This window comes from Paenibacillus sp. TAB_01 (assembly GCF_043945595.1).
GTDB lineage: Bacteria > Bacillota > Bacilli > Paenibacillales > NBRC-103111 > Paenibacillus_S.
On record NZ_JBIFNP010000001.1, the window covers coordinates 1,501,713 to 1,526,552 of the forward strand.

General features: G+C 53.2%; 19 protein-coding genes and 4 pseudogenes. 17 read left to right on the plus strand and 6 right to left on the minus strand.

All coding sequences use genetic code 11. The features are described from left to right. Positions 1–10: 10 nt before the first annotated feature. From ACHHV8_RS07205 to ACHHV8_RS07235, 7 genes are read left to right on the plus strand one after another with little or no spacing between them, the layout of a single operon-like run. Positions 11–838, plus strand: a complete 828-nt coding sequence (locus tag ACHHV8_RS07205; RefSeq protein ID WP_395157672.1) for a carbohydrate ABC transporter permease — start codon at positions 11–13, stop codon at positions 836–838. Between the two features lie 49 nt (positions 839–887). Then, entirely contained in the window at positions 888–1,955 is a 1,068-nt protein-coding gene (locus ACHHV8_RS07210) for a Gfo/Idh/MocA family protein (protein WP_395157673.1), read from the plus strand. Positions 1,956–1,975: 20 nt separating this feature from the next. Beyond that, on the plus strand, positions 1,976–3,316 hold the full coding sequence (locus ACHHV8_RS07215; protein WP_395157674.1) for an ABC transporter substrate-binding protein: 1,341 nt from the start codon (positions 1,976–1,978) through the stop codon (positions 3,314–3,316). A 37-nt stretch (positions 3,317–3,353) separates the two neighbouring features. Continuing rightward, a complete protein-coding gene (locus ACHHV8_RS07220; protein WP_395157675.1) occupies positions 3,354–4,214 on the plus strand; it encodes a carbohydrate ABC transporter permease in 861 nt (286 codons plus the stop codon). A 16-nt stretch (positions 4,215–4,230) separates the two neighbouring features. Beyond that, positions 4,231–5,073 (plus strand): carbohydrate ABC transporter permease, encoded by an 843-nt coding sequence (locus ACHHV8_RS07225; RefSeq protein WP_395157676.1) that lies wholly within the window; start codon positions 4,231–4,233, stop codon positions 5,071–5,073. Positions 5,074–5,094: 21 nt separating this feature from the next. Beyond that, complete coding sequence (locus ACHHV8_RS07230) at positions 5,095–6,009, plus strand: nucleoside hydrolase (RefSeq protein ID WP_395157677.1); 915 nt, start codon at positions 5,095–5,097, stop codon at positions 6,007–6,009. Between the two features lie 13 nt (positions 6,010–6,022). Continuing rightward, complete coding sequence (locus ACHHV8_RS07235) at positions 6,023–6,979, plus strand: alcohol dehydrogenase catalytic domain-containing protein (protein WP_395157678.1); 957 nt, start codon at positions 6,023–6,025, stop codon at positions 6,977–6,979. A 490-nt stretch (positions 6,980–7,469) separates the two neighbouring features. Here the strand turns inward: ACHHV8_RS07235 and ACHHV8_RS07240 are convergent, their stop codons facing one another. Next, positions 7,470–7,784: a helix-turn-helix domain-containing protein gene (locus tag ACHHV8_RS07240; protein ID WP_395157679.1), complete on the minus strand. Its 315-nt coding sequence runs from the start codon at positions 7,782–7,784 to the stop codon at positions 7,470–7,472. 148 nt (positions 7,785–7,932) lie between these two features. Next, on the minus strand, positions 7,933–8,331 hold the full coding sequence (locus tag ACHHV8_RS07245; RefSeq protein WP_395157680.1) for a cupin domain-containing protein: 399 nt from the start codon (positions 8,329–8,331) through the stop codon (positions 7,933–7,935). A 169-nt stretch (positions 8,332–8,500) separates the two neighbouring features. Here ACHHV8_RS07245 and ACHHV8_RS07250 point away from each other — a divergent pair, with 169 nt between their 5' ends. From ACHHV8_RS07250 to ACHHV8_RS07280, 7 genes and pseudogenes are all read left to right on the plus strand, one after another. Then, a complete protein-coding gene (locus tag ACHHV8_RS07250) occupies positions 8,501–9,415 on the plus strand; it encodes a phytanoyl-CoA dioxygenase family protein (protein ID WP_395157681.1) in 915 nt (304 codons plus the stop codon). 412 nt (positions 9,416–9,827) lie between these two features. Further along, a complete protein-coding gene (locus ACHHV8_RS07255) occupies positions 9,828–11,504 on the plus strand; it encodes a cache domain-containing sensor histidine kinase (RefSeq protein WP_395157682.1) in 1,677 nt (558 codons plus the stop codon). Then, positions 11,482–13,068, plus strand: coding sequence for a response regulator (locus tag ACHHV8_RS07260; RefSeq protein WP_395157683.1), 1,587 nt, complete (start codon positions 11,482–11,484; stop codon positions 13,066–13,068). Before ACHHV8_RS07255 ends, ACHHV8_RS07260 begins: the two co-directional genes overlap by 23 nt. A 112-nt stretch (positions 13,069–13,180) precedes the next feature. Further along, positions 13,181–14,518 (plus strand): ABC transporter substrate-binding protein, encoded by a 1,338-nt coding sequence (locus ACHHV8_RS07265; RefSeq protein ID WP_395157684.1) that lies wholly within the window; start codon positions 13,181–13,183, stop codon positions 14,516–14,518. A gap of 791 nt (positions 14,519–15,309) precedes the next feature. Further along, entirely contained in the window at positions 15,310–15,798 is a 489-nt protein-coding gene (locus ACHHV8_RS07270) for a carbohydrate ABC transporter permease (RefSeq protein WP_395157685.1), read from the plus strand. 18 nt (positions 15,799–15,816) lie between these two features. Next, positions 15,817–16,662, plus strand: coding sequence for a carbohydrate ABC transporter permease (locus tag ACHHV8_RS07275; RefSeq protein ID WP_395157686.1), 846 nt, complete (start codon positions 15,817–15,819; stop codon positions 16,660–16,662). Between the two features lie 72 nt (positions 16,663–16,734). Continuing rightward, positions 16,735–18,077 (plus strand): annotated as a pseudogene (locus ACHHV8_RS07280) (FAD-dependent oxidoreductase). A 219-nt stretch (positions 18,078–18,296) separates the two neighbouring features. On the opposite strand, the gene ACHHV8_RS07285 reads toward ACHHV8_RS07280, so the two are convergent. The 4 genes from ACHHV8_RS07285 to ACHHV8_RS07300 all read right to left on the minus strand — a co-directional run bounded on the left by ACHHV8_RS07285 (position 18,297) and on the right by ACHHV8_RS07300 (position 21,436). Next, a complete protein-coding gene (locus ACHHV8_RS07285; RefSeq protein ID WP_395163445.1) occupies positions 18,297–19,121 on the minus strand; it encodes a hypothetical protein in 825 nt (274 codons plus the stop codon). 117 nt (positions 19,122–19,238) lie between these two features. Next, entirely contained in the window at positions 19,239–19,814 is a 576-nt protein-coding gene (locus ACHHV8_RS07290; RefSeq protein ID WP_395157687.1) for a helix-turn-helix domain-containing protein, read from the minus strand. Between the two features lie 462 nt (positions 19,815–20,276). Then, positions 20,277–21,041 (minus strand): SDR family oxidoreductase, encoded by a 765-nt coding sequence (locus ACHHV8_RS07295; RefSeq protein ID WP_395157688.1) that lies wholly within the window; start codon positions 21,039–21,041, stop codon positions 20,277–20,279. A gap of 140 nt (positions 21,042–21,181) precedes the next feature. Beyond that, on the minus strand, positions 21,182–21,436 hold the full coding sequence (locus tag ACHHV8_RS07300; RefSeq protein ID WP_395157689.1) for a hypothetical protein: 255 nt from the start codon (positions 21,434–21,436) through the stop codon (positions 21,182–21,184). Positions 21,437–21,499: 63 nt separating this feature from the next. Between ACHHV8_RS07300 and ACHHV8_RS07305 the strand changes: the two are divergent. The 3 pseudogenes from ACHHV8_RS07305 to ACHHV8_RS07315 all read left to right on the plus strand — a co-directional run. After that, a pseudogene (locus ACHHV8_RS07305) lies at positions 21,500–22,084 on the plus strand (gamma-glutamyltransferase); the annotation flags it as partial. 111 nt (positions 22,085–22,195) lie between these two features. Beyond that, positions 22,196–23,648 (plus strand): annotated as a pseudogene (locus ACHHV8_RS07310) (IS1182 family transposase). A gap of 120 nt (positions 23,649–23,768) precedes the next feature. Next, positions 23,769–24,806: pseudogene (locus tag ACHHV8_RS07315) on the plus strand (gamma-glutamyltransferase family protein); the annotation flags it as partial. Between the last annotated feature and the right edge of the window lie 34 nt (positions 24,807–24,840).

Sequence of the window (24,840 nt, forward strand, 5' to 3'; positions counted from 1 at the left end):
AGGGGATCGAATGAAACACAAGAAGCTGCGCAAATGGATGCTGTTTACTACCCTTCTGATCATTGTGATTCTGGTCAATTTGCCTATCATTATGGTGATTTTGAACTCCCTGAAGCCGACGTCCGAAATCTTGTCATCCAAAAGTTTGCTGCCCAAGCAGCCTTCGCTGGACAATTTCATTTATTTGAATTCCCGGGCGAAGTTCTGGATGTATTTCAAGAACAGTATAATCGTTGCGCTGATCGGAACGAGTGCAAGCATTATTCTCGCCGCTTTCGCAGGCTATGCGCTTTCGAGATACCGTTCGGTCTTTATCAAGCTGTACTCGAATTCCCTGCTCATGCTGCAAATGTTCCCGGTCATCCTGGTGCTCATTCCGCTTTTTATCATGTTCCGTAAATTGGATCTCATTAATACGTATTTTGCGGTTTGTATTCTGTACATTACAGCCAATCTGCCGTTTGCGATCTGGATGTACAAAGGTTTTTTCGATGCGATCCCGAAGGACCTGGAGGAAGCCGCCTGGATTGACGGCTGCACCAAGTCGCAAAGCTTTGTCCGGATCATCCTGCCGATCTCAGGCCCCGGGATTGCCGCCGTCGCCATCTTTTCGTTTCTGTTCTCCTGGAACGAATACTTAATTGCCAATGTATTCCTGCGTAAGAACGAGCTGATGACAATCCCCGTCGGGATTCAAATGTTTATGCAGCAGTACGCAACGGATTGGGGAAGCTTGAGCGCAGCCGCCACATTGGCTCTGCTGCCGACGTTCGTGATTTTCCTGTTCGTGCAAAAGTATATGATCCATGGGGCCGTGGCCGGTTCCGTGAAAGGCTAAGGCAGTATGCAACGAATCCAGCAAGCAGCGAAATTACGGGAGGGATACGATGAAAAGATTAAAGGTAGGCGTTGTTGGCTTGGGGGAAGTGGCGCAAATTATTCATTTGCCCATCCTGGAGACGCTCTCGGACCGGTATGAGATAGCCGCCTTATGCGATATTTCGCCGCAATTGCTGCAGGCTATGGGGGAACGGTACCGGGTCAGGAAGCTGTATGCGGATGCGCATACTATGGCGGCTCAGCCGGACCTTGATGCGGTATTCGTGCTGAACAGCGACGAATACCATGCCGAATGCGCGATAGCGGCCTTGCAGCAGAAGAAGCACGTGTTGATCGAGAAGCCGATGGCCCTAAACCAGGCGGATGCGGACGCCATCATTGCGGCAAGGGACGAAGCGGGTGTGCAGGTCATGGTAGGCTACATGCGCCGCTTCGCCCCGGCCTTCGTGCAGGCGGCGGAAAAAGTGAGGAGCATGGACCAAATACAATATGCGCGTGTGCGCGATATTATCGGGCAGAACCGTCTGATCATCGAGCAGTCCAGCAATGTGCTCCGGTTTCAGGATATATCCGAGGAAATGATGCGCGACAAGTCGGAGCGGGCGCAGCGGATGGTGCTGGACGCGATTGGCGAGGCGCCGCCGGAGCTGGTGTCCGCCTACCGGCTGCTATGCGGGCTCAGCAGCCACGATTTGTCGGCCATGCGCGAAATTATCGGGGTGCCGAAGCGGGTAAAAGCGGCTGCGCAGTGGAATGGCGGGAGATATATCAGCGCTCTTCTCGAATACGACGGGTTCTATACGACGTTTGAAACGGGGGTGGATAACCAAAGACGGTTCGATGCCCATATCGAGGTCTACTCTTCGGCCAAATCGTTGAAGGTACAGTACGACACGCCTTATATCCGTCACCTGCCTACACGGCTGATCGTATCGGAAACGATCGGCGACGCTTACTATGAATCCGTCGTCCGGCCCACGTTCAAGGATCCTTATACGCATGAGCTGGAATATTTTTACGATGTGGTCACGCAAGAACTTCAGCCTAAGACGACGCCGGAGGATTTTAAACAGGATTTGAGCCTCTTTCAAGGCATTATCGAGAGCTTGAGATGAAGAGAAGGGGAGGATTCCGCTTGAAGAAATCGTTATCCGCGCTCGTTGCTTCCATATTGGCATTGATGCTGGCCGCCGGGTGTACGTCTTCCAACAATGCGACTCCGGCTTCCACCGATACCGCTGCTCCGGGCACGGAGGCGCCAGGGAAGAAACCCGACGGCGGAACTGCGGAAATTACGATGATTACGCTCTCGGATTGGGATAAACACGGCTTGAACGATGTTATCGCCGGCTTCGAGAAGCAAAACCCGGGTATCAAAGTCAAGCTGGAAATGTACCCGTTCCGGCAGCTGTTCGAGACGATTGAAGTGAAGCTCGGCTCCAGATCGAAGGAATACGACGTCGTTACGATCGATGGGCCGCTGGTGTCGAATTATTCCGCCAAAGGCTATGTCGACCCGCTCGAGCCGCTGCTGTCGAGCCGGGATTGGCAGAGCAAATGGATCGAGTCTTCTATTCAAGCCGGTACGTATAACGGTAAGCTGATGGCTGCGCCGATGAATACTTCCTCGCAGGTGCTCTATTACAATAAGGATATTTTTGCGAAGAAGGGGATCGCTCCGCCTTCGTTCGAAATCGACAAACGATGGACGTGGGAGCAGGTCATCGACGCCGCCAAGCAGCTGACCTACGATACGAACGGCGACGGCCAGAACGATATTTTCGGGTTCAGCTTCGAACAGATCGGCCGTGCTTATCAGATGCTTGCGCTGTCCGAAAGCTTGGGGGCGAAGCCGCTTAGCGGCAACGGCTTGACGGCGACCGGCTTCGTCAACTCGGAGAAATCGCTGCAGGCCGCGAAGTTTTATTCCGACTTGTACAACACATGGAAGGTCAGTCCCAAGATTACTGCGGAGGAATCGGGGGATTTCTTTGCCACCGGCAAGGTCGCCATGTTCGTCGGGGGAACCTGGAATACCGGCAAATTTAACGAGGCGAAGGTAAATTACGGAATTGCGCCGCACCCGTTTTTTGCGGGGCAGAAGATCGCGACGCCGACCGGAAGCTGGCATGTGGGCGTCAGCAAATATTCAACCAAGAAAGAGGCGGCCGCCAAATTTATTGACTATTTAACTGTCGGGGAAGGATCGAAAATCTGGTTTAACGGCAACCACGACCTGCCGTCCAACAACGATATTTTGAAGATGATTAACGACGACAAGAAATACGACCAGTTCCCGGATAACATTTACCGGATCGCGACTTACGAGGCGCAGCATACGGCGGTGCCGAGACCGGTCACGCCGGGCTTCCTGGAGTTCGAATCGCTGTTCAATAAAGCGTATGACGACATCAAGAACGGGACGGACCGAAGAAGGCGCTGGACGACATTGCCGTACAGATGGACCGTCAGCTGAAAAAATACGAGTCATTGGCTAAATAAAGGAGCGGGCCATGATGAAAGCGAGATACGTGCCTTATCTGTTTTTGGCTCCCGCCGTAGTGCTGCTGCTGATTTTCAAGGTATACCCGATTGCTCTCGGTTTGAAGAACAGCTTGTACGCTCCAGGATTTATTGCCGGCCTTGATGCCTTCGTAGGCTTGGACAATTATACGGGCTTGTTCGCGGATCACGTTTTTTGGCACTCGGTATATGTGACCTTGTTCTTCAACGTGTTCGTCAATCCGATCCAGATTGGCCTGGCCTTCGGACTCGCGCTGCTGCTAAACTCAAGGCTGAAGGGCATCCAAGCTTTTCGCAGCGTCAGCTTTATCCCTATCGCCGTTTCTCTGCCAATCGCATGTATTCTGTGGAACATTATGCTCAACCCGGAACAAGGCGTAATGAATTCCATACTTATCGGGCTCGGCTTTTCACCGCAGCCCTTCCTTACCAGCAAGGATCAGGCGATCTGGATCATCATTCTCATTGCCACCTGGAAGGGCGTCGGCTATTGGGCCGTGTTCTTGCTGGCCGGCCTGCAGGAGGTGCCGCAGGTTCTCTATGAGGCAGCCAGCATAGACGGGGCCGGAAAGTGGGACCGGTTCCGGGATGTGACGTTCCCGCTGATGAAGCGTCCGCTGACCTTCGTCACGGTTGCAGACACCGTCGCCAATTTCCTGTTGTTCGCGCCGATGTACATCTTGACGAAGGGCGGGCCGGAGAACAGCACGAACGTGCTGATGGAGGAGAGCTTTAACAGCGCCTTCGTCTATTCGGACCCGGGCCGTGCCTCTGCCATCGTAATTTTGCTGCTTATCCTTATTTTGCTAATTATCGGATTGCAGTTTCGACTGCTGCGGTCTAAAGTATAGTTAGGGGATGATCAAGATGAAAGGAGCGGCGAGCTTAACGAAATCCGCCATTTATTTGGTACAGATCGTAACGGCCTTTTGCATCCTGTTTCCTCTGCTGTTTGCGGTCGTTTCCTCGGTTCGGCCCTTGAACGACATTTATAAATACGTCTCTCCGGTGACGTGGCGTACGTTTTTCCCGACGAATGTGACCTTCGAGGCCTATATCAATCTGTTCGCGGAACGGAACTTCGGCTCGGTGCTGTTTAACACCTTCTATGTTGCTCTGATGACCGTGCTGTTCGGCGTTCTGCTGGGGTCGATGGCGGCATTTGCGTTCGCCAAATTCCAATTCAGAGGAAAGCATGCATTGTTCGGCCTTGTGCTGCTGACCTTTATGATTCCGTTCGAGGTCATTGCGATTCCGCTGTACGGCTTGGTCAACCAGCTGGGCTGGATCGACACCTACTACGGCATTGTCGTTCCCGCGGTCGCGAACGGACTCGTGATTTTCTTGTTTCGCCAGTTTTTTCTCGATCTGCCGGACTCGCTGCTGGAATCGGCTCGGATGGACGGCGCCACTTGGGGGCGAATCTACGCTTGGATCGTGATGCCGTTAAGCAAGCCTGTGACGGTAAGCGCGGCCCTCATGCTGTTCATCTCGCAATGGGAATCCTTCATGTGGCCGTTGATCGTGACCCGGTCGAAGCAGTATAAGGTCATTCAAGTGGCGATGAGCGACTTTACGACGGAGCACGCAACGATCTGGAATGAGATGTTTGCCGCCTCGGTCATTGCCTTTATTATCCCCATTCTGCTCTTGCTGCCGCTGCAGCGCTATTTTATTCAGGGCGTTACCCATTCCGGAATTAAAGAATAATCGTTGAAGGAGTGCTGTACCATGTCATTTCCGAAGCTGTCTCAGGAGCTGCTCATTCGCCGCCTGAATCCTCCGCAAGGAAAAGTAAGCATCGTGCTGGATACGGATACATACAACGAGATTGACGACCAGTTTGCGGTCATCTATGCGCTGCAGTCGAAGGATAGCATACAGCTGGAGGCTTTGTACGCCACGCCGTTCTACAATTCGCTCTCTACGGGACCGAAGGACGGCATGGAGAAAAGCTACGACGAGCTGGAGAAAATATTGTCCGTGATGGGCAAAACGGGCGAGATCCCGATATACAAAGGCTCGGAAGCGTACCTGCCGGCCGCCGATGTGCCGGTGGAGAGCGCTGCGGCGCGCAATCTGGTGGAGCGGGCTATGGCGCGCAGCGAAGACGACCCGCTGTATGTCGTAGCTATCGGCGCGATCACGAACGTGGCTTCGGCGCTCCTGATGGAGCCTAGCATCGTTGAGAGGATCGTCGTGGTGTGGCTCGGCGGGCATGCCCTGCATTGGCCGGACACGAAGGAGTTCAATCTGGCCCAGGATTTGCACGCATCCCGAATCGTCCTGGACAGCGGCGTCCCGCTCGTCCTTGTCCCATGCATGGGCGTAACCTCGCACCTGCTGACGACCTTGTCGGAGGTGGAGGATTATGTAAAGGACAAGGGAGCGGTCGGAAGCTACCTGTACGAAACGTATAAAAACTGCCACGACGACCATACGGGCTATTCGCGGGTCATTTGGGATATTTCGACGATTGCTTTCTTGAATAACGACGCCTGGCTGCCCAGCGCCCTCGTGCACAGCCCGATCCTGTCCGAGGATTTCAGATGGAGCTTCGACCCCTCGCGCCATTTCATCCGTTACGTCCGTCATGTAAACAGGGACAAAGTATTTCAGGATTTGTTCGCGAAATTGGAAGGCTGAGGTGCACGGCGATATGAGAATGAAAGCCAGCGTGATTACCGGTAAGCGGCATAGTGAGCTTGTGGAGCTGGACATTCCTTCGATCGGGGACGAGGAGGTTCTCATTCGGGTGAAGGCGTGCGGCGTATGCGCGTCCGAGCTGCATCCTTGGCTGGAGGCCTCGGGCCGCCGCCTGTTCGGGCACGAGCCGGTAGGCATCGTGGAGGCGGTCGGCCCGCGCGTCACGGGCTTTCAAGAAGGCGACCGCGTCACCGGCTTGATACATCAGGCGTTCGCTCAATTTACGAAAGCGGATTACCGCAGCATCGTCCGGGTCCCGGACGGCCTGGACGATCTGGAGGCGCTGGGCGAGCCGCTGTCCTGCCTGATGAGCGGAGCGAACCGGACGCCGGTATCGCTTGGCGATGACGTGGCCCTTGTGGGAACCGGCTTCATGGGTCTCGGCTTTCTTCAGCTGATGAAGCTCAAAGGAGCAGGACGGATCGTTGCCGTCGATCCGCGCGAGGAAAGCCTCGGGCATGCGATGCGCTTCGGAGCGGAGGAGGTCTGCACGCCGGATAACGTTAAGCCGGAATACAAGGTCACCGAGTGGAAACATATGGAGCAGGGCATCCCGGGGGTCCGGGTCGCCGTCGAGGCGAGCGGCACGGAGAGCGGGCTGCAGCTGGCGGGAAATATGGCCGCCGTCCATGGGACGCTGTCCGTCGTCGGCTATCATCAAGGCGGCATGCGCAGCGTTAACATGGAGCTGTGGAACTGGAAAGCCCTTTCGGTCATCAACGCGCATGAGCGGCGCAGCGCCGTGCATTTGAGGCAAATGGAGGCCGGCTTGAAGCTGATTGCCGCAGGGCATTTTAACATGAGGGACTTGATTACGCATGAGTTCCGTCTGGATGAGGTAGATCAAGCCTATGAGGCCATTCGAAGCAAGCCGCCCGGTTTTATCAAATCGGTCATTCGGCTGGATTGAGTCAGGTTGAGTCTGGATAGCAAAATGAAAAAAGATAGCCGGTCACCCGATAAAGGTGATGCGGCTATCTTTTTTTCGCCAAGCGCTTATGGGCAGGCTATACGCCCTTCGGTAGAAGCCATAAATTTCAATACCATACCGCTATGGTGGATGGCGCAGGTATTCTATTTATTCACGGACAAATACATGTAGTTACAGGAACGGAATAGTACTTGCCGTCCGATATGGAGATGGGCTTCAGAACCGAGTCGGAGTAATTTTGCTTGACCGGCTCCATGACCTCGTTGATCGGCTCGAGAAAGCATGCGTTTTTAAACGTAGCCGTTAATAATTCATCGAGATGAACGATGTCGTAGTTGCTGTTCTGGGAGAAGAGGGAGCCGGTGATTTTGGAAACCGGATCCGAGTAATTTTGGGGAGCCTTTCAATTAAATGATTTATCGAAAACGCTTCAAAATTTACTCAAAACCGGCCGGCGGCAGGCACAGCCTTAGTCGGTGACGAGAGAGGAGCAAAACTGGCTTAAGCTCGTGCCGGTCTTGTTCTTAAACATGCGTCCAAACGTATGGACATCCGAATAGCCGACAATTTGCGAAATTTCACCGATGGATAAATTCGTTTGAATGACGAGCTCCTTCGCTCTTTCGATCCGGACCAGACTTAAATACTCAAACGGGGTCATGCCGAACGCGTGGCGGAACTTCACTATGATGTAATTCCGGGTCAGTCCCGAGACGTTCTCCAACTCCTTATGCTGCAAGTTTTTGTTGTAATGCTTGGCGATATAATTGCGGATCAGGACCATCTTGGCATTCGTCTTTTCCTGGACCTTCGTCTGGCTTTGCTCTTGGCTCCAGCTTTGAAGGTCATGCAGCAGCTGGAGCAGCAGGCTTTGGCAGACGATCTGATGCTGCGGCCCGGGCTGGTGATAAAGCGTAATCAGCTGCGACAGCTTATGCTCGACAGAGTGGTCGGCGAAATTGCCGATGAGACGGCTCGGTGCCCATCATGTCCTGGATCGGAAACCGGGAAGCGCCGAAATGAAATACGATTGAAATGCAGACGTAAGGCTCATCCTCCACCGTTCGGACGTAATGCTGAACGTGCGGTGTGTGGTAAACGAGATCTCCTTTCTTCGTCAGAATGGTACTGGCGCCGATGCTGTACTCGGCCATGCCTTCGAGAACGTACTGGAATTGGTACTGGTTCAAGGTTCGGCTTTTGATCTCCCAGCCCTTGGGAGCGTTGAACAAATGTGCGAGGGTGATATAGGGAGGGAAATAATATTCCTGCAGCTGATCGATCGTTTCAGCGGGTTCGAGCAGATGAAGTGAGTTGGATGGATTCGGCATGGATTCACACGCTCCTTTCCATCTTTAACATAAATCAGCGTCTCCAGAGACGTCAAGAAAAGAGTGATTTGAGCAACTGAATTGTTACTATGTGCTAAATACAATCGGCAGGGGATTGAGTAATATGTACGTTGAGCTATGGAAAATACAGATGGAAGGAAGAATGTACATGTCATCGAGTCAGGTGGAAATGCCCTTTGTGGATGCACGGAGGCAGGAGAAGATTACGGACGAACAGGCGCAATTTTTTCTGGATAATGGGTTCATGGTGATACGCAATGTGCTGGCAGGCGAAGAACTGGCTATTGTGCAGGCCGAAATGAACAAGCTGTATGAGAAAGGGACGGCCGAGGTGGTGCAGGACCCGGATTACATGTATGGGAAAGGAGCCAAAACGGGCAGGGACACGCTGCGGAGGATCGAATATGTGATAGACAAGAGCGAGCCGATGAAGGCTTTGCTGGGCCATCCGTTTATTCTGAAATCGGTTGAACGGCTGCAGGGCGTGAATTTCATTCCTACGTGGGACTCTATGGTGCTCAAGGCGCCTGATGAGGGAATAATTGTGGATTGGCACCGGGACGCCGCCGTACCGGAGGGGTGCACGGATACGAGGCCGATTTTCAATGTTGATTTTTATTTGGATGAAGCCGACCTGAAAACATGCCTGTGGGTTATTCCGGGCAGCAACCGGTGGAGCAAGGAAGACGCTGATGCGCGCTGCAGCCGCCCGGACTTCGATACCTCCGATGCAATTCCGGTTCCTATGCAGCCGGGAGATGTCATTCTGCACGACATTCTGGTCCGTGCACGGGCCCCGAGCGGTGACGGGAATCCGCTTCGCCGCACCGTCTATTACGAATTCCGCCCCGGCGAGATTGAAGCGCAGTTCGGTCCGCATACGCTGCAGTACTTATCCTTGAAGCAGCAGGTGCTGCTGGATTGCATACGCCGCCGTCAGTCGACTCCTTATGGGGCAAAGGAGCAGACGTTTGAGTATCGGCCGGAAGGCGCCTTTGCGATCGGCGAGATCAGGGAGCCGCTGACCTACAGGTACCCGCATAAACAGTATTGGAGAGGCTAAAGCGCCATACGGTAAGGCAGCTGGAAGGTCCTGCCGTATCGTGGCGCTGAACAAATTATAGGATATACGGGAAAGAAATCTTTTGCTCCGGAGCCTCGGGTTCCGGGGCTTTTTTGCATTGGAGAGGATTCGTTCCTCCGCAAAGATCTTATTTTAGTCCAGAAACTACCCAGTTTTAGACAGGTTTTTTTGCTGTTCACCTGTGTTATATTAATTTAGTTAAGCAAATATTTCGTTGGGGGTTTCGTTATGCGGCATGGCTTGCATGCGCTGTTTGCTTCGATAAGGGGCAAAATTTTGCTGTCCTTTTTTGTCTGCATTATTGTTCCGGTCGCCTTTATTATTTATAACTCCTACAGTTCGTCGCAGGCAGTGTTGAAAGAGCAGTGGGGACCGGAACCAGCAGGAATCCATGCGCAGTGTCGCTATGAATATGGACGGTCTGTCGGAGCGGATGATGAATGCTTCCAATTTGATCGTCAACGATACGGAGCTGCAAAATTTCCTGCAGGCCCCGCCCGAATGGACGGATAATTACGCCTCGTTCCAGCAGTACCAGAATGTTCAGAAAAAGCTGTCCAACATAAAAGGAATTATTATGGACAGCAACGCCATGGTGGCTGTTATCGACTTTCGCGGTTATGTGCATACTTCTTCCCTTGAGTCTGGCGGGAAGCCGGTGTTCAATGGACTCACCGGAGAGCCTTGGTACCGGTTGACGGTGCAGCAGCAGGGCTGGCCTTATTGGCAGCTGCCCTATCAAGGCGCGCTGGCGCAGGGTGCCGATGCGAAGCCATGGTTCATGCTGACCCGGCTGATCAAATCTCCGCATGGTGATGAAGGGATCGGTATCGCGCTTATCGCCATTCCGTCCGAGTCCTTCTTTCCCGGTACCGCAGCGGCAGGGGACAGCGAGCAAGCTCATACCTTGATGCTGGTCACCGGAGATAACAGCAAGGTCCTGGATGTGAAGGGAAGCCCGATCGCCGGAGACCCGGAGCAGCTTGTGACGGAGATCGCGGCAGATAAGGGTCCGGATGCCGTCCTGTCCAGATTGCCCGTCGGCGGGCGTGACTATTTATACAGTACGGTGCCGGTTCCACGCATTGGCTGGAAGGTAATCGAATTCGTGCCTCAGACCGACTTGACGGGGCAGCTGAACCGGATTAAAAATCAATCCTTTCTATGGTTATTCGCATGGTTTGCCGTATTTACGATCGTCTTCGTCATTCTAATGCTGCGGTTTACCGGGCCGCTCCGGGAGCTGTTATTATCGATGGGCAAGCTCGGGCAGGGGGATTTCCATGCCCAGGTCGCGGTGCGCGGAGCCGATGAGGTGGCCAAGCTGGGCGTGCACTTCAACTTGATGACGGAGAGCTTGAGGGGGCTGGTCGCCAAGCTTTCCGATGAGCAGAAACGGAAGGAAGCCGCCAAATTTCAAGCGCTGCAGGCCCAAATCAACCCGCATTTTCTTTTTAATACGCTCAATTCGATTAAATGGATGGCCGTCTTGTCGGGCTCGCAGCATGTGAGCCAAATGATTACCCGGCTCGGCAAGCTGCTCGAGTTTTCAATGAAAAACGACCGCGAGATCATCTCGCTGGAGGAAGAGTTTGCTTATCTGGAGGATTACCTGGAATTGCAAAAAATCCGCTTCCATGACAATGTGCAGATCGAAACGCAGCTGCCGGAGGCAGTCAAGGACTGCGGCATTCTTAAATTTACGCTGCAGCCCATTGTGGAGAACAGCATTATCCACGGTAATCGGACGCCGCTCTCGATCCGGATCTCCGCTGCCGAATACGACGGCGGCCTTGAGCTGACCGTCAAGGATAACGGCAAAGGGATGAGCGCGGAAAAGCTTGAGCAGGTGAAGCTGGCGCTGCATCCGGAGCATGCGCGTTATAACGGCATCGGCATCGGCAATGTGCATGAACGGCTCCGCATGCACTATGGCGTCGAATACGGAGTAGAGCTGCAAAGTATGGAGTCCGAAGGAACAACGGTGACGATCCGGGTACCGCTCATCATGCCGGAAACGGGTCAGCGAAAGGGAGAACAGCGACATGATACGAGTATTAATAGCTGATGACGAGATCCTGGTGCGGGTCGGATTGAAGACGATTATTCCGTGGGAGCAGCACGGTTTTGAGCTGATTGGCGAGGCGGCCAACGGTCTTGAGGCATTGGAGCTGATTCGCGAGCGCGGCTGCGACATCGTGCTGACCGATATCCGGATGCCCGAATGCGACGGCTTGACGCTGATCGAGAAGCTCAAGGCGGAGTTCCCCGGCATCAAATGCCTGATTCTATCGAGCCATAACGACTTTGAATATGTGCAGAAGGCGCTGCAGCTGGGCGCAGTCGATTACGTGCTGAAGCTTACGATGGAGCCTGGGGAGCTATTGGACAAGCTGATCGCGCTTAAAGAACGGATTACGATAGAGAACGAGCAGCAGCTGCAGGCTTCGGAACGCGAGTTTAAGATGAGCGTGTACAGCAGAGAAGCCAAGGAGAAGCGTCTGAAGGAGCTGCTCGTCAAAGCGTGCTCTCCCTGGGATGTGGAGGAATTCGTCCGCGAGTTCGGCTTCCGCGAGCCGGTCGAACCGTTCTATGTCGTTACGATAAAGCTGGACCGTTATCAGGAGGAACTGGAGGAAAACCGGTTCCGCAGCGAGCGGCTGTTAAATTTCACCGTGACGAATATTATGGTGGAAATCGGCAAAAAGTACGATGCCTGCGAATTTGTTGAAATCGATAACGGTCAATTCGCGATCCTCACTTCGATTGATCCTTGCGAGATGCTGACGGAAATCGGCTCGGCGGTGCAAACCTTCCTGCAGCTATCCGTATCGTCCGGTTTATCGCTGCCGCTGGCAAGCTTGAACGATATGCACGCAGGCTTCCTTCAAGCGGAAGAAGCGCTGCTTCACCGGTTTTATCAGGGGTACGGAGGGATCATAGCTTACAAGCCGGACCGGTATCCCGGACATATTGGGCCTCAAGCGGATGAAGAATGGCTGAAGCTGCTTGAGCTGAGGGATGAAGCTGGTGTGCTTGAACGGCTGAACCGCTGGTACGCGGTTTCCAGTACAGGCCAGGAGCATCCGGACGAGCTGCGGGAGCAGTGGATACGGCTCGTGCATATTTTTGCAAATTATGCGGCCAAGCTGGGCGGAGATTTATACTCCATCCCTCTGCATGCCGACCGCTATCCGTTCCATGCGGTACGAAGCCTGGAGACGCTCCAGGAAATTTATGATTGGTTTACAGGCTGGACCCGGGTTTATTTCCGCTACATTCAGCAGCTGACGGTCAAAGTATGGAGGCCGGAAATCCAGGCGGTCATCGAGACGATCCGGAGCCGGTATAACGAGAATTTAAAAGTATTCGAAATTGCCAAGGAGATCGGCTTTACGGAAAATTATCTCAGTGTACTTTTTAAGAAGGAAACCGGCGAAACTATAATGGATTATTTGACGCGCATTCGCATGGATCAAGCAAGGGAGCTGCTGAAGGACCAATCTTACAAAATATATGAAATATCCGAAATGGTCGGCTACAGCGATTCCAATTATTTCAGCAAGCTGTTTAAAAAAATGGAAGGGATGTACCCGCTGGAATTTCGCAAGCATGTGCTTGGCCGAGGTTGAACATCTAAGAATTCGACAGATTTCGGCAGGAATTGTCCATTCTCTATGCCGCTGCTGTTTTGTTAATCTGAAAACGCAAACACCAGCATATAGAAATCGGAGGGGAAATGATTTGAAGACATGGGTAAAGGGCACCGTCGCTCTGGCGCTTGCTTCGACTATGATCATCAGCGGCTGCGGGAGCAATGCGAAAAGCACGGCTGACGAAGCTCAAAATAACGGAGGCTCGGCCGCCAAAGGCGTCAAATTGAAATTATGGGGAGGCGTTCCGGAGGAGAACGGCCCGAAAGCCGTTGTAGATAATTGGAACAAAAGCCATCCCGATATTCAAGTGGAATATGTACGTTACGTCAATGACGACACAGGGAACACGAAGCTGGATACGGCATTGATGACGCAAAGCGATGCGCCGGATTTGTTTTTCAGCTACGGGGAGAACAACCTGTTCCGCCGAGAAAATGCCGGGATGACCGCATCGCTCGATGAATTGGTGAAGAAGGCGGCCTTTAATGTCGATGAAGTGATCGGCAACGATAACGTGATCAAGTTTAAAGATCAAATTCATTACCTGCCCGGCTACAAAAACATCGATTTCGTCGTGTTGAATAAGAAGGCTCTGGAAGCGGCAGGCGAGAAGGTGCCGACGGATTGGACTTGGGAAGAGTTCGCTGCACTCGCTGCAAAGCTGAACAATGGCGCGATGAAAGGCGCATTCGTGACGCCGGGGGCGGATTTGCTGATCGGCAAATTTACACTCGTCGGCTCCAAGCCGAACGATTCGCTGTATACCGAGGACGGACTGACGAATTTCAACAATCCGGCTATGCAAAAAGGGCTTGAAATTCAGAAGAGCCTGTACGATAAAGGGATCATGGTGCCTTGGGCGGAAGCGATCGCCAACAAGCTGGACCCTGCCAATGAGCTGCTGACCGGCAAAGCGGCTATGGTGTACGGCGGCGCCTGGATGATGAGAAGCTTGAAGGATACGGCGAAATATCCGCGTGATTTTGCGGTGGCGTTCGCTCCGGCTCCGCAGCTGGAGAAGGGCAAGAACGTGAACAACGGCGGCATGAACGACTTCATGTCGATCAATGCGAACAGCGCCAACAAGGAAGCGGCGTTCCAGTTTATGTCCTGGTATTTGACGGAGGGCAACATGGGTATGGTGGAAGGCGGACGCATTCCGACCAGCAAAAAAGCCGATTTCGATAAAATCACGAAGCTGGTTGTCGGCGATTCGAGCAGCATCCTGGACGAAGCGTCGCTCAGCCAAGTGCTGAAGGCGAATTATACGTTCGCGACGCGCGTCAAGTCCGACGCGTTCTCTCAAATTACCAATGTGATGAAGGAAGAAGCCGAGAAGTACTTCATGAATGTCCAGCCTGTCGACAAGACGCTGGAAGCTATGAAGAAACGCGGCGACCAAGCGATTCAGAGCGCGAAGAAATAATCATAAAGCCAGGCCCGTAAGCCGAATATCGGCTGCGGGCTTTTTTTAATATCTGAGGAAGTCCGGTTTGTGAAGAGGTGGAACAGAGCAGACCGCAGCACCGAGAGGGAATTGGATATGGGGTGGAAGAGCGATAGCGGCCGCCTTTAAAGCCGTGTGGCTACCGCTAAATGTATTCCATGCCACACGGCTTTAACAGCGGCTGTAATCCCATATCCAATTCTCTCCCCGCTCAGACGTATGGGTTTACACAATGAACTAACCGGAGGCTGACTTTTTGTCGAATTTCGTAGAATTGCACCCAAAACGGAAGGTTTCATCCATGTCGCTCGCGGCGCTGCTTTTTTACAATGAAGGTAATAACAGAAGAGGTGTGAAAGCGATGAAGATGAATCGACAGAAGCTGGCGGAGACGCTGGCGGGCTACTTGTTCATTTTGCCTAACTTTGTGGGCGTGCTGGTTTTTGTGCTGTTTCCGCTTGCGGTCAGCTTAGTCATGGTCTTTACGGACTGGGATTATTTGAAGGGCTTTGCCGGGATGACGTGGGTCGGGCTGGATAATTTCAAGCAGCTGGCGACAGACGAGTATTTTTTGAAATCACTGCAAAATAACGTCATCTTCACGGCGGTTACGGTGCCTGTCTCGATGGCGGTCGGCCTGATTATTGCCGTTGTGCTGAATAAGTTCGTTTACTTGAAAAACGTGCTGCGGGTCTTGTTTTTTCTCCCCTATGTCAGCAGTGTCGTAGCCATCTCGGTCGTATGGAGCGTGCTGTATAACCCGACGAACGGTGCCTATCAACTCGGCGCTCCGTTCCTTCGGCATCGACTCGCCGCCGGGCTGGCTGGCGGACCCGAAATGGGCGCTGATCGCCATCATGATTATGGTCATTTGGACCTATACAGGGTATACGATGGTGCTGTATATGGCCGGTCTCCAGGGCATCTCGAAGGAGCTTTACGAGGCTTCGGACATCGACGGAGCGTCCAAGCTGCACGGCTTTTTCCAGATTACGGTGCCGATGCTGAAGCCGACCAGCTTTCTGATCGCCGTAACGCTCATTATTTCTACGTTTCAGGTATTCGCCGCGATTGCTGTGATGACCAAGGGCGGACCTGTCAATTCGACGATGGTGCTTGCGTATCACATCTATATCGAAGCGTTCCAGCATTACCGGATGGGCTATGCGGCTGCCGTCTCGTGGGTATTGTTCATCGTTATTTTCATCATCACTATGATTCAATGGCAGGGCCAGAAACGCTGGCAGAGCCATTTCTAAACGAAGGAGGCGTAGCTTGTGAATTTGTATACGATGAAAGGGCGCCAGACGGTGGTGAAGCTGATCACCACGGTTGTTTTCGCTTTACTTGCGGTGCTGGCGGTCGTACCTTTTATTTGGATGTTTTCGGCGTCATTTAAGCTGCCGGCCGATTTGTTCAAATACCCGATCGAGTGGATTCCTAAGAAGTGGTATTTGGGCAATTATCAGGAGGTTTGGTTCGGGAAATATCCGTTCTTCCTGTATTACTGGAACTCGATCAAAATCACGTCGATCACGGTGATCGGCGTGCTGGTCACCAGCTCGCTGGCGGGCTTCGCTTTCGCCAAGCTGCGTTTTAAAGGCAGGGAAGCGATGTTCCTGCTGTACCTCGCGACCATGATCATTCCGGCGCAAATTTTGCTCGTGCCCCGCTTTGTCTTGTTCGACAAGCTTGGGATCATCAACACGCACTGGGCCGTGATCCTGCCCGGCATGTTCTCGGTGCTCGGCACCTTTATGATGCGCCAGTTTTTCAGCACGCTGCCGAACGAAATTCTGGAGGCGGCACGGGTGGATGGAGCCGGGTTCTGGCGCCAGTTCTGGCAGATTACGCTGCCTCTGACGAAGCCTGCGCTCGTGACCTTGCTCATTCTGACATTTACGTGGCATTGGAACGAATATGAGAATCCGCTGATTTTTCTGCGGGATAACAAGCTGTATACGATTCCGCTCGGCCTGACCAATTACGTCGATGAGAACAGCACCAATTATACGCTCATTATGGCCGCATCGGTTTCCGCGCTGCTGCCGCTCATCGCGATTGTGGCTGTATTCCAAAAATGGTTTATCGAAGGCATTGCCAGCTCCGCAGTCAAAGGGTAAAGGCCGGGGCGCCCGATTCAGCATGAATGATTAGCAGACCCTTATAAACAAATCAATGGAGGTAATAAGCTTATGAGTCAAGTGATACAAACCGATGTCGTTGTCGTGGGAGGCGGGCCGGCGGGCATTAACGCCGCCATTGCCGCAGGCAGAACAGGCGCACCGGACCGTGCTGGTCGAACGGTACGGATTTCTCGGGGGCATGTCCACCGCCGCACTGGTTTATCCATGGATGACCTTCCACACGATGGACGGCAAGCAGGTCATTGCCGGGATTGCGCAGGAAATCGTCGAGCGCCTGCAAGCGCTGAACGCTTCGCCGGGCCACGTTCGCGATACGTGCGGCTTCGTGCATACGATCACGCCTTTCCATCCCGAGGTGTACAAGGTGCTGGTGATCGATATGCTGAAGGAAGCGGGCGTCAAGCTGCTGCTCCACAGCTTTGTGGATGAAGTCAATATGTCCGGGGATCACATTGAGTCCGTGCGCGTTTCATCGAAGTCCGGCCCGATCTTGATTCAGGCCCAAACCTTCGTCGATACGACCGGCGATGCGGATCTGGCTTATTTGTCGGGCGCGCCGGTGCTGCAGGGACGCGAAGCGGACCGTTTGACGCAGCCGATGACGATGAAATTCCGGATGCGCGGCGTCAATCTGGACGCGGTGAAGCGGTATATGATCGAGCATCCGGACGAGTTCTACCGCAAAACGCCGATAGCCGAGCTGCCTCAGCTTCCTTTATCCGCCGTGCAGGGCTTCTATAAGCACTGGAAGGAAGCGGATCTTCCAATCAACCGGGATCAGGTGCTGTTCTTCACCGGCCCGGAGGAGGATGAAGTGCTCGTGAACATGACCCGCGTCCAGGGGCTGGACGGTACGAATGTCGAGTGAACTGACGCTGGCCGAGGAAATCGGGCGCAAGCAGGTGCTGATGATTGCCGGCTTCATGAAGACGCTGCCCGGCTTCGAGCGCGCTTCGATCTCGCAGGTCGGAGCCCAGATCGGGATCCGGGAGACGCGCCGTCTGGACGGCCAGTATACGCTGCAGATCGAAGATGTGACGGAAGGCGGCCGGGCTGAGGACGTGATTGCGCGCAGCGGCTACCCGATCGATATTCACGATCCGAAGAATAAAAGCGTCACCGCAGCGTGGATTGCAGGCGACGGCGCATACGATATTCCTTACCGGACGCTGCTTCCGAAGCGAATCGATAATTTGCTGGCCGGCGGCCGCTGCATTTCGACCAGCCACGAAGCGCTGGCAACAACCAGGCTGTCCCCGAGCTGCATGGCAACAGGACAGGCGGCGGGTACGGCGGCAGCCATGGCGGCCCTTGCGGGCATCTCGCCGCAAGAGCTGAAGGCAGCTGAGCTGCAGGAGAAGCTGGCAAGCGAAAAAGCCATTTTGATATAGAGAAATAAGGCGGGAGATAGCCAAGCAGCTGAATGGAGCGGGGGCGCGGTTCATCGAGGTATTCGAGATGGAAATGAAGACTATCTCCGGTCTACTAAAAGAAAAAGGAAAAGACGGCCTCTGAATGTATCAAGGCCGCCGCGCAGCACTGCAGCGAGCGAGCGGGATTCGCGCGCGTTGGAAATTGTATGTACTGCCATGCGAGGGGAGGGGCCGTGTTTACTGGCCCTCCTTTTGTATTTTGGCCGGGTTGTTGATCTTATAAGGGACGGGATGCTTAGTGAGCTTCTTTGCTACAATTTTGCCCTCGAAGGTAATCGTATCCCCGACGTTTAACTCCAATTTTTTGAGCGTGGCGCTGTGACTGGACCAGGCCAGGCCGACTTCGGCCGCAGGCTCAGCAATGGATACCGCTTCATAGATGATAACCTCATCGTCAGAATCGGAAAAATGGTTTGGGACAGTTGTGAACTCCTGCACCGTAGCGGTCATTGTGACCTTTCCTTCCGGCAGGACCAGCTTGGCTGCTTTTTCTTTTTTCGCTTTGCCTTTCGCAGGCGCTTCAGCCGCGGGTTCTGCGTCCGCAGGCTCTACGATTGCCGCCGCTTCGAGCTGAGATGCTTCCCCCAAAGACGCGTCCGACGCAGGTTCTTCGTCCTTGGCTGCTGCAGCGGCAGGCGCTTGCGTCTCCGAATTAGCGGCCGCCTCAGACTCAGCCGGCTCAGCTGCCGCTGAAGCGGACACCGTCGCTTCCTCTGCCGCGGAGGCAAGCTTTTGGCCGTAATTTGCCGCCTGCATCTCTTTCAGATAAGACGGGTGAATGCAGTGCCTCTGCTTATTCTCAAATTCAATGACTGCGGTCATCTGATCGACAAAGCCGACGATGCTGCAGGCTAGACTCATCCCTTTTCTTTTATAAAAGAATGCTTTGGCTTTAGAGGCTTTCTCCGTCAACAGCCCCCATTCCTTGCATTTCTCAATTAATGCCGTCTCGTCCGCAAAAGCATGGTACGTATCGGGCTCAATGGCGAACGCGTATCCCATCATCTGTTCCACCTTTCTCGAATAGCTAGACTTATTTTATCATGTTCGCCGGTTTATGGGAAAAAGCCCCTTTGGATTAAAAGGCTGCGCAAGCCAAAGGGAGCCGGTCCGCTAGCGTCAATCCTCCGCTTTGTCCGAATCCGCATTAGGCTGAGTTTCCGTGAAAATCGCCAAATATTTCACCTGCTCGGTCAACGGCGTCACCGAATGCTCCTCAAGCGAGTTGAAGTAAACGCTGTCCCCTGCGGAAAGCTCGTACTCGGCTCCCCCGACCTTATACTTCATTTTTCCTGAAATGACGTAGATAAATTCCTCGCCCGCATGGGAGAATTGCCGCTTCTTGACCTCCCCTTTCTCCGCCAGAAAGAGATACGGCTGCATCACTTTGTCTCTGCGTTCGGAAGCAAAAGCGAAGAAGGAATAGCCGTTGCTGGTCTTGATCCATTTGCTCGTATCCTTATATTGCTCGGCCCGGTTGAGGATCGTATCGTTGTGCGAATCCTCATCCAGCAGATCGGCGACCTTGACGCCAAGCGCATTGGCGATCTTCATCAGCGTGGCGACGGCGGGCATTGTTTTGCCGCTTTCGATTTTGGAGAGGAGGCTCTTCGTAAATCCGCAGGCCAGCGCGATTTCGTCCTGCGTCCGTTTTTGTTCTTTGCGAATCAATCGTATTCTTCTGCCTAAATCCATATGGTTTCCCCTTATTCTAAAATCATAGATATGTTTAATATACTTCAACTTTGTTAAATGGCGCAAGCGCTTATACATTGATGTAAAATTTTAAAATGTGTAAAAGTGCCTATTCGAGTAACCCTATACTTCATATGTATTAAAAATATTTCAACAAAGTTGAATCTTCCGAGTTTGAATGGATCCGGAGCGAGATGGATAGGGGAGCATCGCACCTTAGTTGTCGATGCGGGGGGATCGGTGAGCTGTTGATGAACTCCGATGTGATTATGAGGAAAAAATTTCGTGTTGAAGCCAATAAACAGAGCGCGCTGAATTCGTCTTCGCAGGCCTGTGCGGCTATGAAACTGTAGCATGCTAACCGCCGTGAGTCGGACAAAGTAAAAGTGCGGATGGCAAAGAAGGATGGCGGTTCCGTCATCCTTCAGGCCGCCTCGAAATCCGCACTAAGTGTTTCCGGATTTACAAATGAGAGCCTCCACTCGCATCGATCCATTGTCCGGTTACCCAACGGCTGTCGGAAGAAGCTAGAAAAGCAGCTATGTCCGCGACATCCTCCGGCTGTCCCCATCGTCCGAAGATAGAAAAATCGGCGCCATATTTTTGTGAGGCAGGATCTTGCAGCATGGCGGCATTCATATCCGTGGCAATAAATCCGGGCTGGATGGCATTGATCGTAATTCCACGGGAGCCGAGCTGGTTGGATAAAGCAAGGGTTAGTGAGTTGATTGCCCCCTTGCTCATACTGTAAGCAGGAATAGCAGGCAGGGAAATTCTTGTGATAGAGGACGACAAGTTAATAATTCGGCCTTCGTCTCGTAAACGCGGTAAAGCTTGTTGAGTCAGGAAAAATGGCATTTTTACATTTATTTTCATCATTTCTTCGTATGCCTCTTCCGTCGTATCTTCGATTGGGGCCACTAGGGCGATTCCTGCGTTGTTCACTAGGATATCGAAGTGAGTATCGCCTGTACGCTCTTTCAATAGTTCATCCAATGTCTTATAAAGGGTGTGTATGCTTTCTAAAGATCCGAGCTTCGTACCAATCGTGAATGCAGTGCCTCCATTGTGCTCAATATTTTGGACTACCTCTTCTGCAGCATCCCGGTTCGTGCCATAATGAACGGCCACTAAGGCTCCTTCTTGTGCTAAACGCATCGCAATGGCACGTCCGATCCCCCGGCTTGCTCCTGTAACCAAAGCAACTTTACCCTCTAATCTGATCATGGTTTTCGTCTCCTCTTGTGTTCAAATAAGTACACGATAGTTATAACACAAGGTAAATTGTGAAATGTTGCTCTCCTATTCGTGGAACCCCCCATTCGGATCAATTAGTTTAAATAAAGACAAAACGTCATCTAATTTTGTTAATTTTGAATTTTTTGTGAATCTTTATAAAGCGGTTTCAATTCAGGGGATAAGCCTGTAAGCATATCTAGAAAACGTGAGTTTGTATGATCCTCCGGTGGGGTATCCTTCTCCAGCTGCTGTGAACCGGAGCGGCTCCCGATTGCTGCGCAGCCGGAGCGGATTTCAACATCTGCTGAGCGGAGAGACACGGATGGCTGCTTTCCCGTTGATGGTTGACACGGGGAACGGATAGCGTCCATAATGTGTTTCAAATCGGTCGGCCCCTTTACCGGATGACCGGTTCACGATATGAAAAGAGGGAGAAGATGCAGGTCATGATGCACTACGACGCATTGTATTATCCTTACTCCTCGAGGCGCATGGTCGCTTATGCCGCCAAAGGAATGGTATCTACGACGCAGCCGCTTGCGGCCGAAGCCGGGCTGGAAATGCTCAAGCGGGGAGGGAACGCGATCGATGCCGCCATCGCAACGGCGGCCTGCTTGACGGTTGTCGAGCCGAATTCCAACTCCATCGGCGGAGATACGTTTGCCCTGGTATGGACGCAGGGGGAGCTTCACGGCTTGAATGCGAGCGGTCCATCGCCCGCCTCGATTTCGCTCGACAAAGTATTGGCGGAGGGCCATACGAAGATGCCGACCTACGGCCTGCTCCCGGTTACGGTGCCGGGAACGCCCGCTTCCTGGGCGGCGCTGTCGGAGCGGTTCGGGCGTCTGCCTTTGAGCGAGGTGCTGGCTCCTGCGATTCACTACGCGGAGCACGGCTTTCCCGTATCGCCGACGATCAGCGCCTACTGGAAGCTGGGCCAGGACAATATCGGGCAGCAGAATCCGCCGGAGCTGTTCGCGCCCTGGGCGGAGCTGTTTGCTCCGGGCGGGAAGACTCCCCGCAGCGGCGAGGAGGCCACTGAAAAAGTCCATTAATGAAAAGGTACAGACTCTCAATATTTTGAGGGCGCTGTGCCTTTTTTCTTGTATACTTTAAAGTAATACGTCGGAAGGGTGAAGACCATGTTCCAGCCTCAACTTTCTTTTGCATTAAGCCCATACACAGCGCTATATGACCTCATCGTGCCGAAAGACAACATGCTACGCCAGATAAATGAGCTGGTTGACTTCTCCTTCGTCTACGACGAATTGAAAGCTAACTACTGTTTGGACAACGGCCGTAACGCCATCGATCCGTTGCGGATGTTTAAATATCTGCTTCTGAAAGCTATTTTCGAGGTGTCGGACGTGGATCTGGTCGAGCGCTCCCGGTACGATATGTCTTTTAAATACTTCCTTCAGATGGCTCCGGAAGAAGCCGTCATCGACCCGAGCTCCCTTACGAAGTTCCGCAAGTTGCGGTTAAAAAACATGGATCTGCTGGATCTGCTCATCGGCAAGACAGTTGAACTAGCTACTGCGCAAGGGATTTTAACGAGCACCTCCATCATCGTGGACGCGACGCATACAAAAGCTCGTTATAACCAGAAATCACCGAGGGAGATTTTACAGCGACCGTTCCCGCAAATTGCGAAAAGCCATCTACTCTATCGACGAATCGCTGAAGGGGAAGCTACCTGCCAAGAACGCCGTGGATACGCTCGAGGCCGAGATCGACTATTGCCAGAAGCTCATCAAGGTTACCGAAACCGGGCTTGGTATCGCCCAACTGCCTAAGATTACAGAACCGTTGAATCTGCTAAAAGAGACCGTCGAGGATGACATAGAACAACTGCGCATCTCGCAAGATCAGGATGCGCGCGTCGGCCACAAGAGTGCAGATTCCTCGTTTTTTGGCTATAAGACGCATATTGCCATGAGTGAGGAACGAATCATTACGGCGGCAATTGTAACGACCGGAGAGAAGAACGATGGCAAGCAGTTGCAATCGCTCATCGAGAAAAGCAAGGCTGCGGGCATGGATGTAAAGACGGTAATTGGCGATATGGCCTATTCGGAAAAAGAAAACATCGCATACAGCAAGGAAAATCAGATTGAACTCGTCTCCCGGCTTAACCCACAAATCACCCAGGGTATGCGCAAAAAGGAAGATGAATTCGAATTCAATAAAGATGCAGGCATGTATGTATGCAAGGCAGGCCATATGGCGATTCGGAAAGCGCGGACAGGAAAAAAGGGAATCAGCAAAAACCAAAAGGACACTTACTATTTCGATGTGGAGCTATGCAAACGATGCCCCTTCAAAGAAGGATGCTACAAGGAGGGCTCTAAAAGTAAAACGTACTCGGTGAGCATTAAATCCGGGGAGCACGCCGAGCAGATGGCATTCCAGGAAACGGAGTATTTCAAAGAGAAGGCGAAAGAACGGTACAAGATCGAGGCCAAAAACAGCGAACTTAAGCACCGGCACGGGTACGACGTAGCCACGTCCTCGGGTCTGTTAGGCATGCAGATACAAGGAGCTATGGCCATATTCGCAGTAAACTTAAAGCGGATATTGAAACTGGCTGACTAAAAAATAGCGTAAAGCCCTATGAAAAATGCGGTACCCTCCGAGAAAATCGGAACAGGTGCCGCATTTTTTTTCGCCTAACGCCTGGACTCACCGAAAAAACGTAAGTTCTTCAGTGGCCTCAGCGGCGAGCTGTGGCGTTCTCCCGGACATGCGCAGACGCTTCGGTCCATTGCCGAGACGAATGCGGAATCCTTCTACCGGGGGGAGCTGGCGGAACGGATCGGCGCTTACTTCAAAGAGCAAGGCGGCTATTTGACCCAGGAGGATCTGGCCGCCTACCGTCCGGAATGGATGAAGCCGATCGGCGTCAATTACCGGGGATACGACATTTGGGAAATGCCGCCGAACGGCCAAGGACTCATCGCGCTGATGGCGCTTAACATGCTGAAGGGCATGGCATTCGATGCCAAGGATACGCCGGAAACGCTGCATAAGCAGATCGAGGCGGTCAAGCTGGCTTACGCGGACGGCCTGCGGTATATTACCGATCCGGACTACATGGAGGTATCGGTGGAGGCCCTGCTGTCCGACGCTTATGCTGCGCAGCGCCGTGAGCTGATCGGCGACGAGGCGCTGCTGCCGGCGCCCGGAGAGCCGCCTAAGGGCGGAACGGTCTATCTTGCGGCAGCGGATGGGGAAGGCAACATGGTGTCCTTCATCCAGAGCCATTCCGGCGATTTCGGCTCCGGCATCGTCATTCCCGGAACAGGCATTTGCATGCAGAACCGGGGATTGGGCTTCTCACTGGACCCGGCCCACCCTAACGTGCTGGCCCCGCGCAAGAAGACGTATCATACGATCATTCCGGGCTTTATTACAAAGGACGGCCAGCCGGTCGGCTGCTTCGGCGTCATGTGCGGTTCGATCCAGCCGCAGGCGCATGTGCAGGTGGTGATGAACGCCATCGATTTCGGGCTGAATCCGCAGGCGGCGCTCGATGCGCCGAGATGGCGCTGGCTTAGGGAGAAGATGATCGAGGTCGAGCCCCAGTTCCCCGATCATCTGGCGCAGGCGCTCGCACGTAAAGGCCATATCGTGCAGCGAGCGCTCGACTCCGGCATGTTCGGTCGCGGTCAAATTATTTGGCGGGACCCGGTAACAGGCGTATTGGCCGGAGGCACGGAGCCACGGGCCGACGGACATATTGCGGTCTGGTAACGCAGACGGCAGGGCTGGATTTGCTGCAGTTCCG

Bases quoted from the DNA above. Each gene is read 5' to 3' on its own strand.
- ACHHV8_RS07240 (WP_395157679.1), bottom strand. From the start codon at position 7,784: ATGGTCCTGATCCGCAATTATATCGCCAAGCATTACAACAAAAACTTG.
- ACHHV8_RS07255 (WP_395157682.1), top strand. From the start codon at position 9,828: ATGCGCAGTGTCGCTATGAATATGGACGGTCTGTCGGAGCGGATGATG.
- ACHHV8_RS07295 (WP_395157688.1), bottom strand. From the start codon at position 21,041: ATGATCAGATTAGAGGGTAAAGTTGCTTTGGTTACAGGAGCAAGCCGG.
- ACHHV8_RS07220 (WP_395157675.1), top strand. From the start codon at position 3,354: ATGATGAAAGCGAGATACGTGCCTTATCTGTTTTTGGCTCCCGCCGTA.
- ACHHV8_RS07235 (WP_395157678.1), top strand. From the start codon at position 6,023: ATGAGAATGAAAGCCAGCGTGATTACCGGTAAGCGGCATAGTGAGCTT.
- ACHHV8_RS07230 (WP_395157677.1), top strand. From the start codon at position 5,095: ATGTCATTTCCGAAGCTGTCTCAGGAGCTGCTCATTCGCCGCCTGAAT.
- ACHHV8_RS07260 (WP_395157683.1), top strand. From the start codon at position 11,482: ATGATACGAGTATTAATAGCTGATGACGAGATCCTGGTGCGGGTCGGA.
- ACHHV8_RS07285 (WP_395163445.1), bottom strand. From the start codon at position 19,121: ATGGGATACGCGTTCGCCATTGAGCCCGATACGTACCATGCTTTTGCG.
- ACHHV8_RS07225 (WP_395157676.1), top strand. From the start codon at position 4,231: ATGAAAGGAGCGGCGAGCTTAACGAAATCCGCCATTTATTTGGTACAG.
- ACHHV8_RS07205 (WP_395157672.1), top strand. From the start codon at position 11: ATGAAACACAAGAAGCTGCGCAAATGGATGCTGTTTACTACCCTTCTG.
- ACHHV8_RS07290 (WP_395157687.1), bottom strand. From the start codon at position 19,814: ATGGATTTAGGCAGAAGAATACGATTGATTCGCAAAGAACAAAAACGG.
- ACHHV8_RS07250 (WP_395157681.1), top strand. From the start codon at position 8,501: ATGTCATCGAGTCAGGTGGAAATGCCCTTTGTGGATGCACGGAGGCAG.
- ACHHV8_RS07210 (WP_395157673.1), top strand. From the start codon at position 888: ATGAAAAGATTAAAGGTAGGCGTTGTTGGCTTGGGGGAAGTGGCGCAA.
- ACHHV8_RS07245 (WP_395157680.1), bottom strand. From the start codon at position 8,331: ATGCCGAATCCATCCAACTCACTTCATCTGCTCGAACCCGCTGAAACG.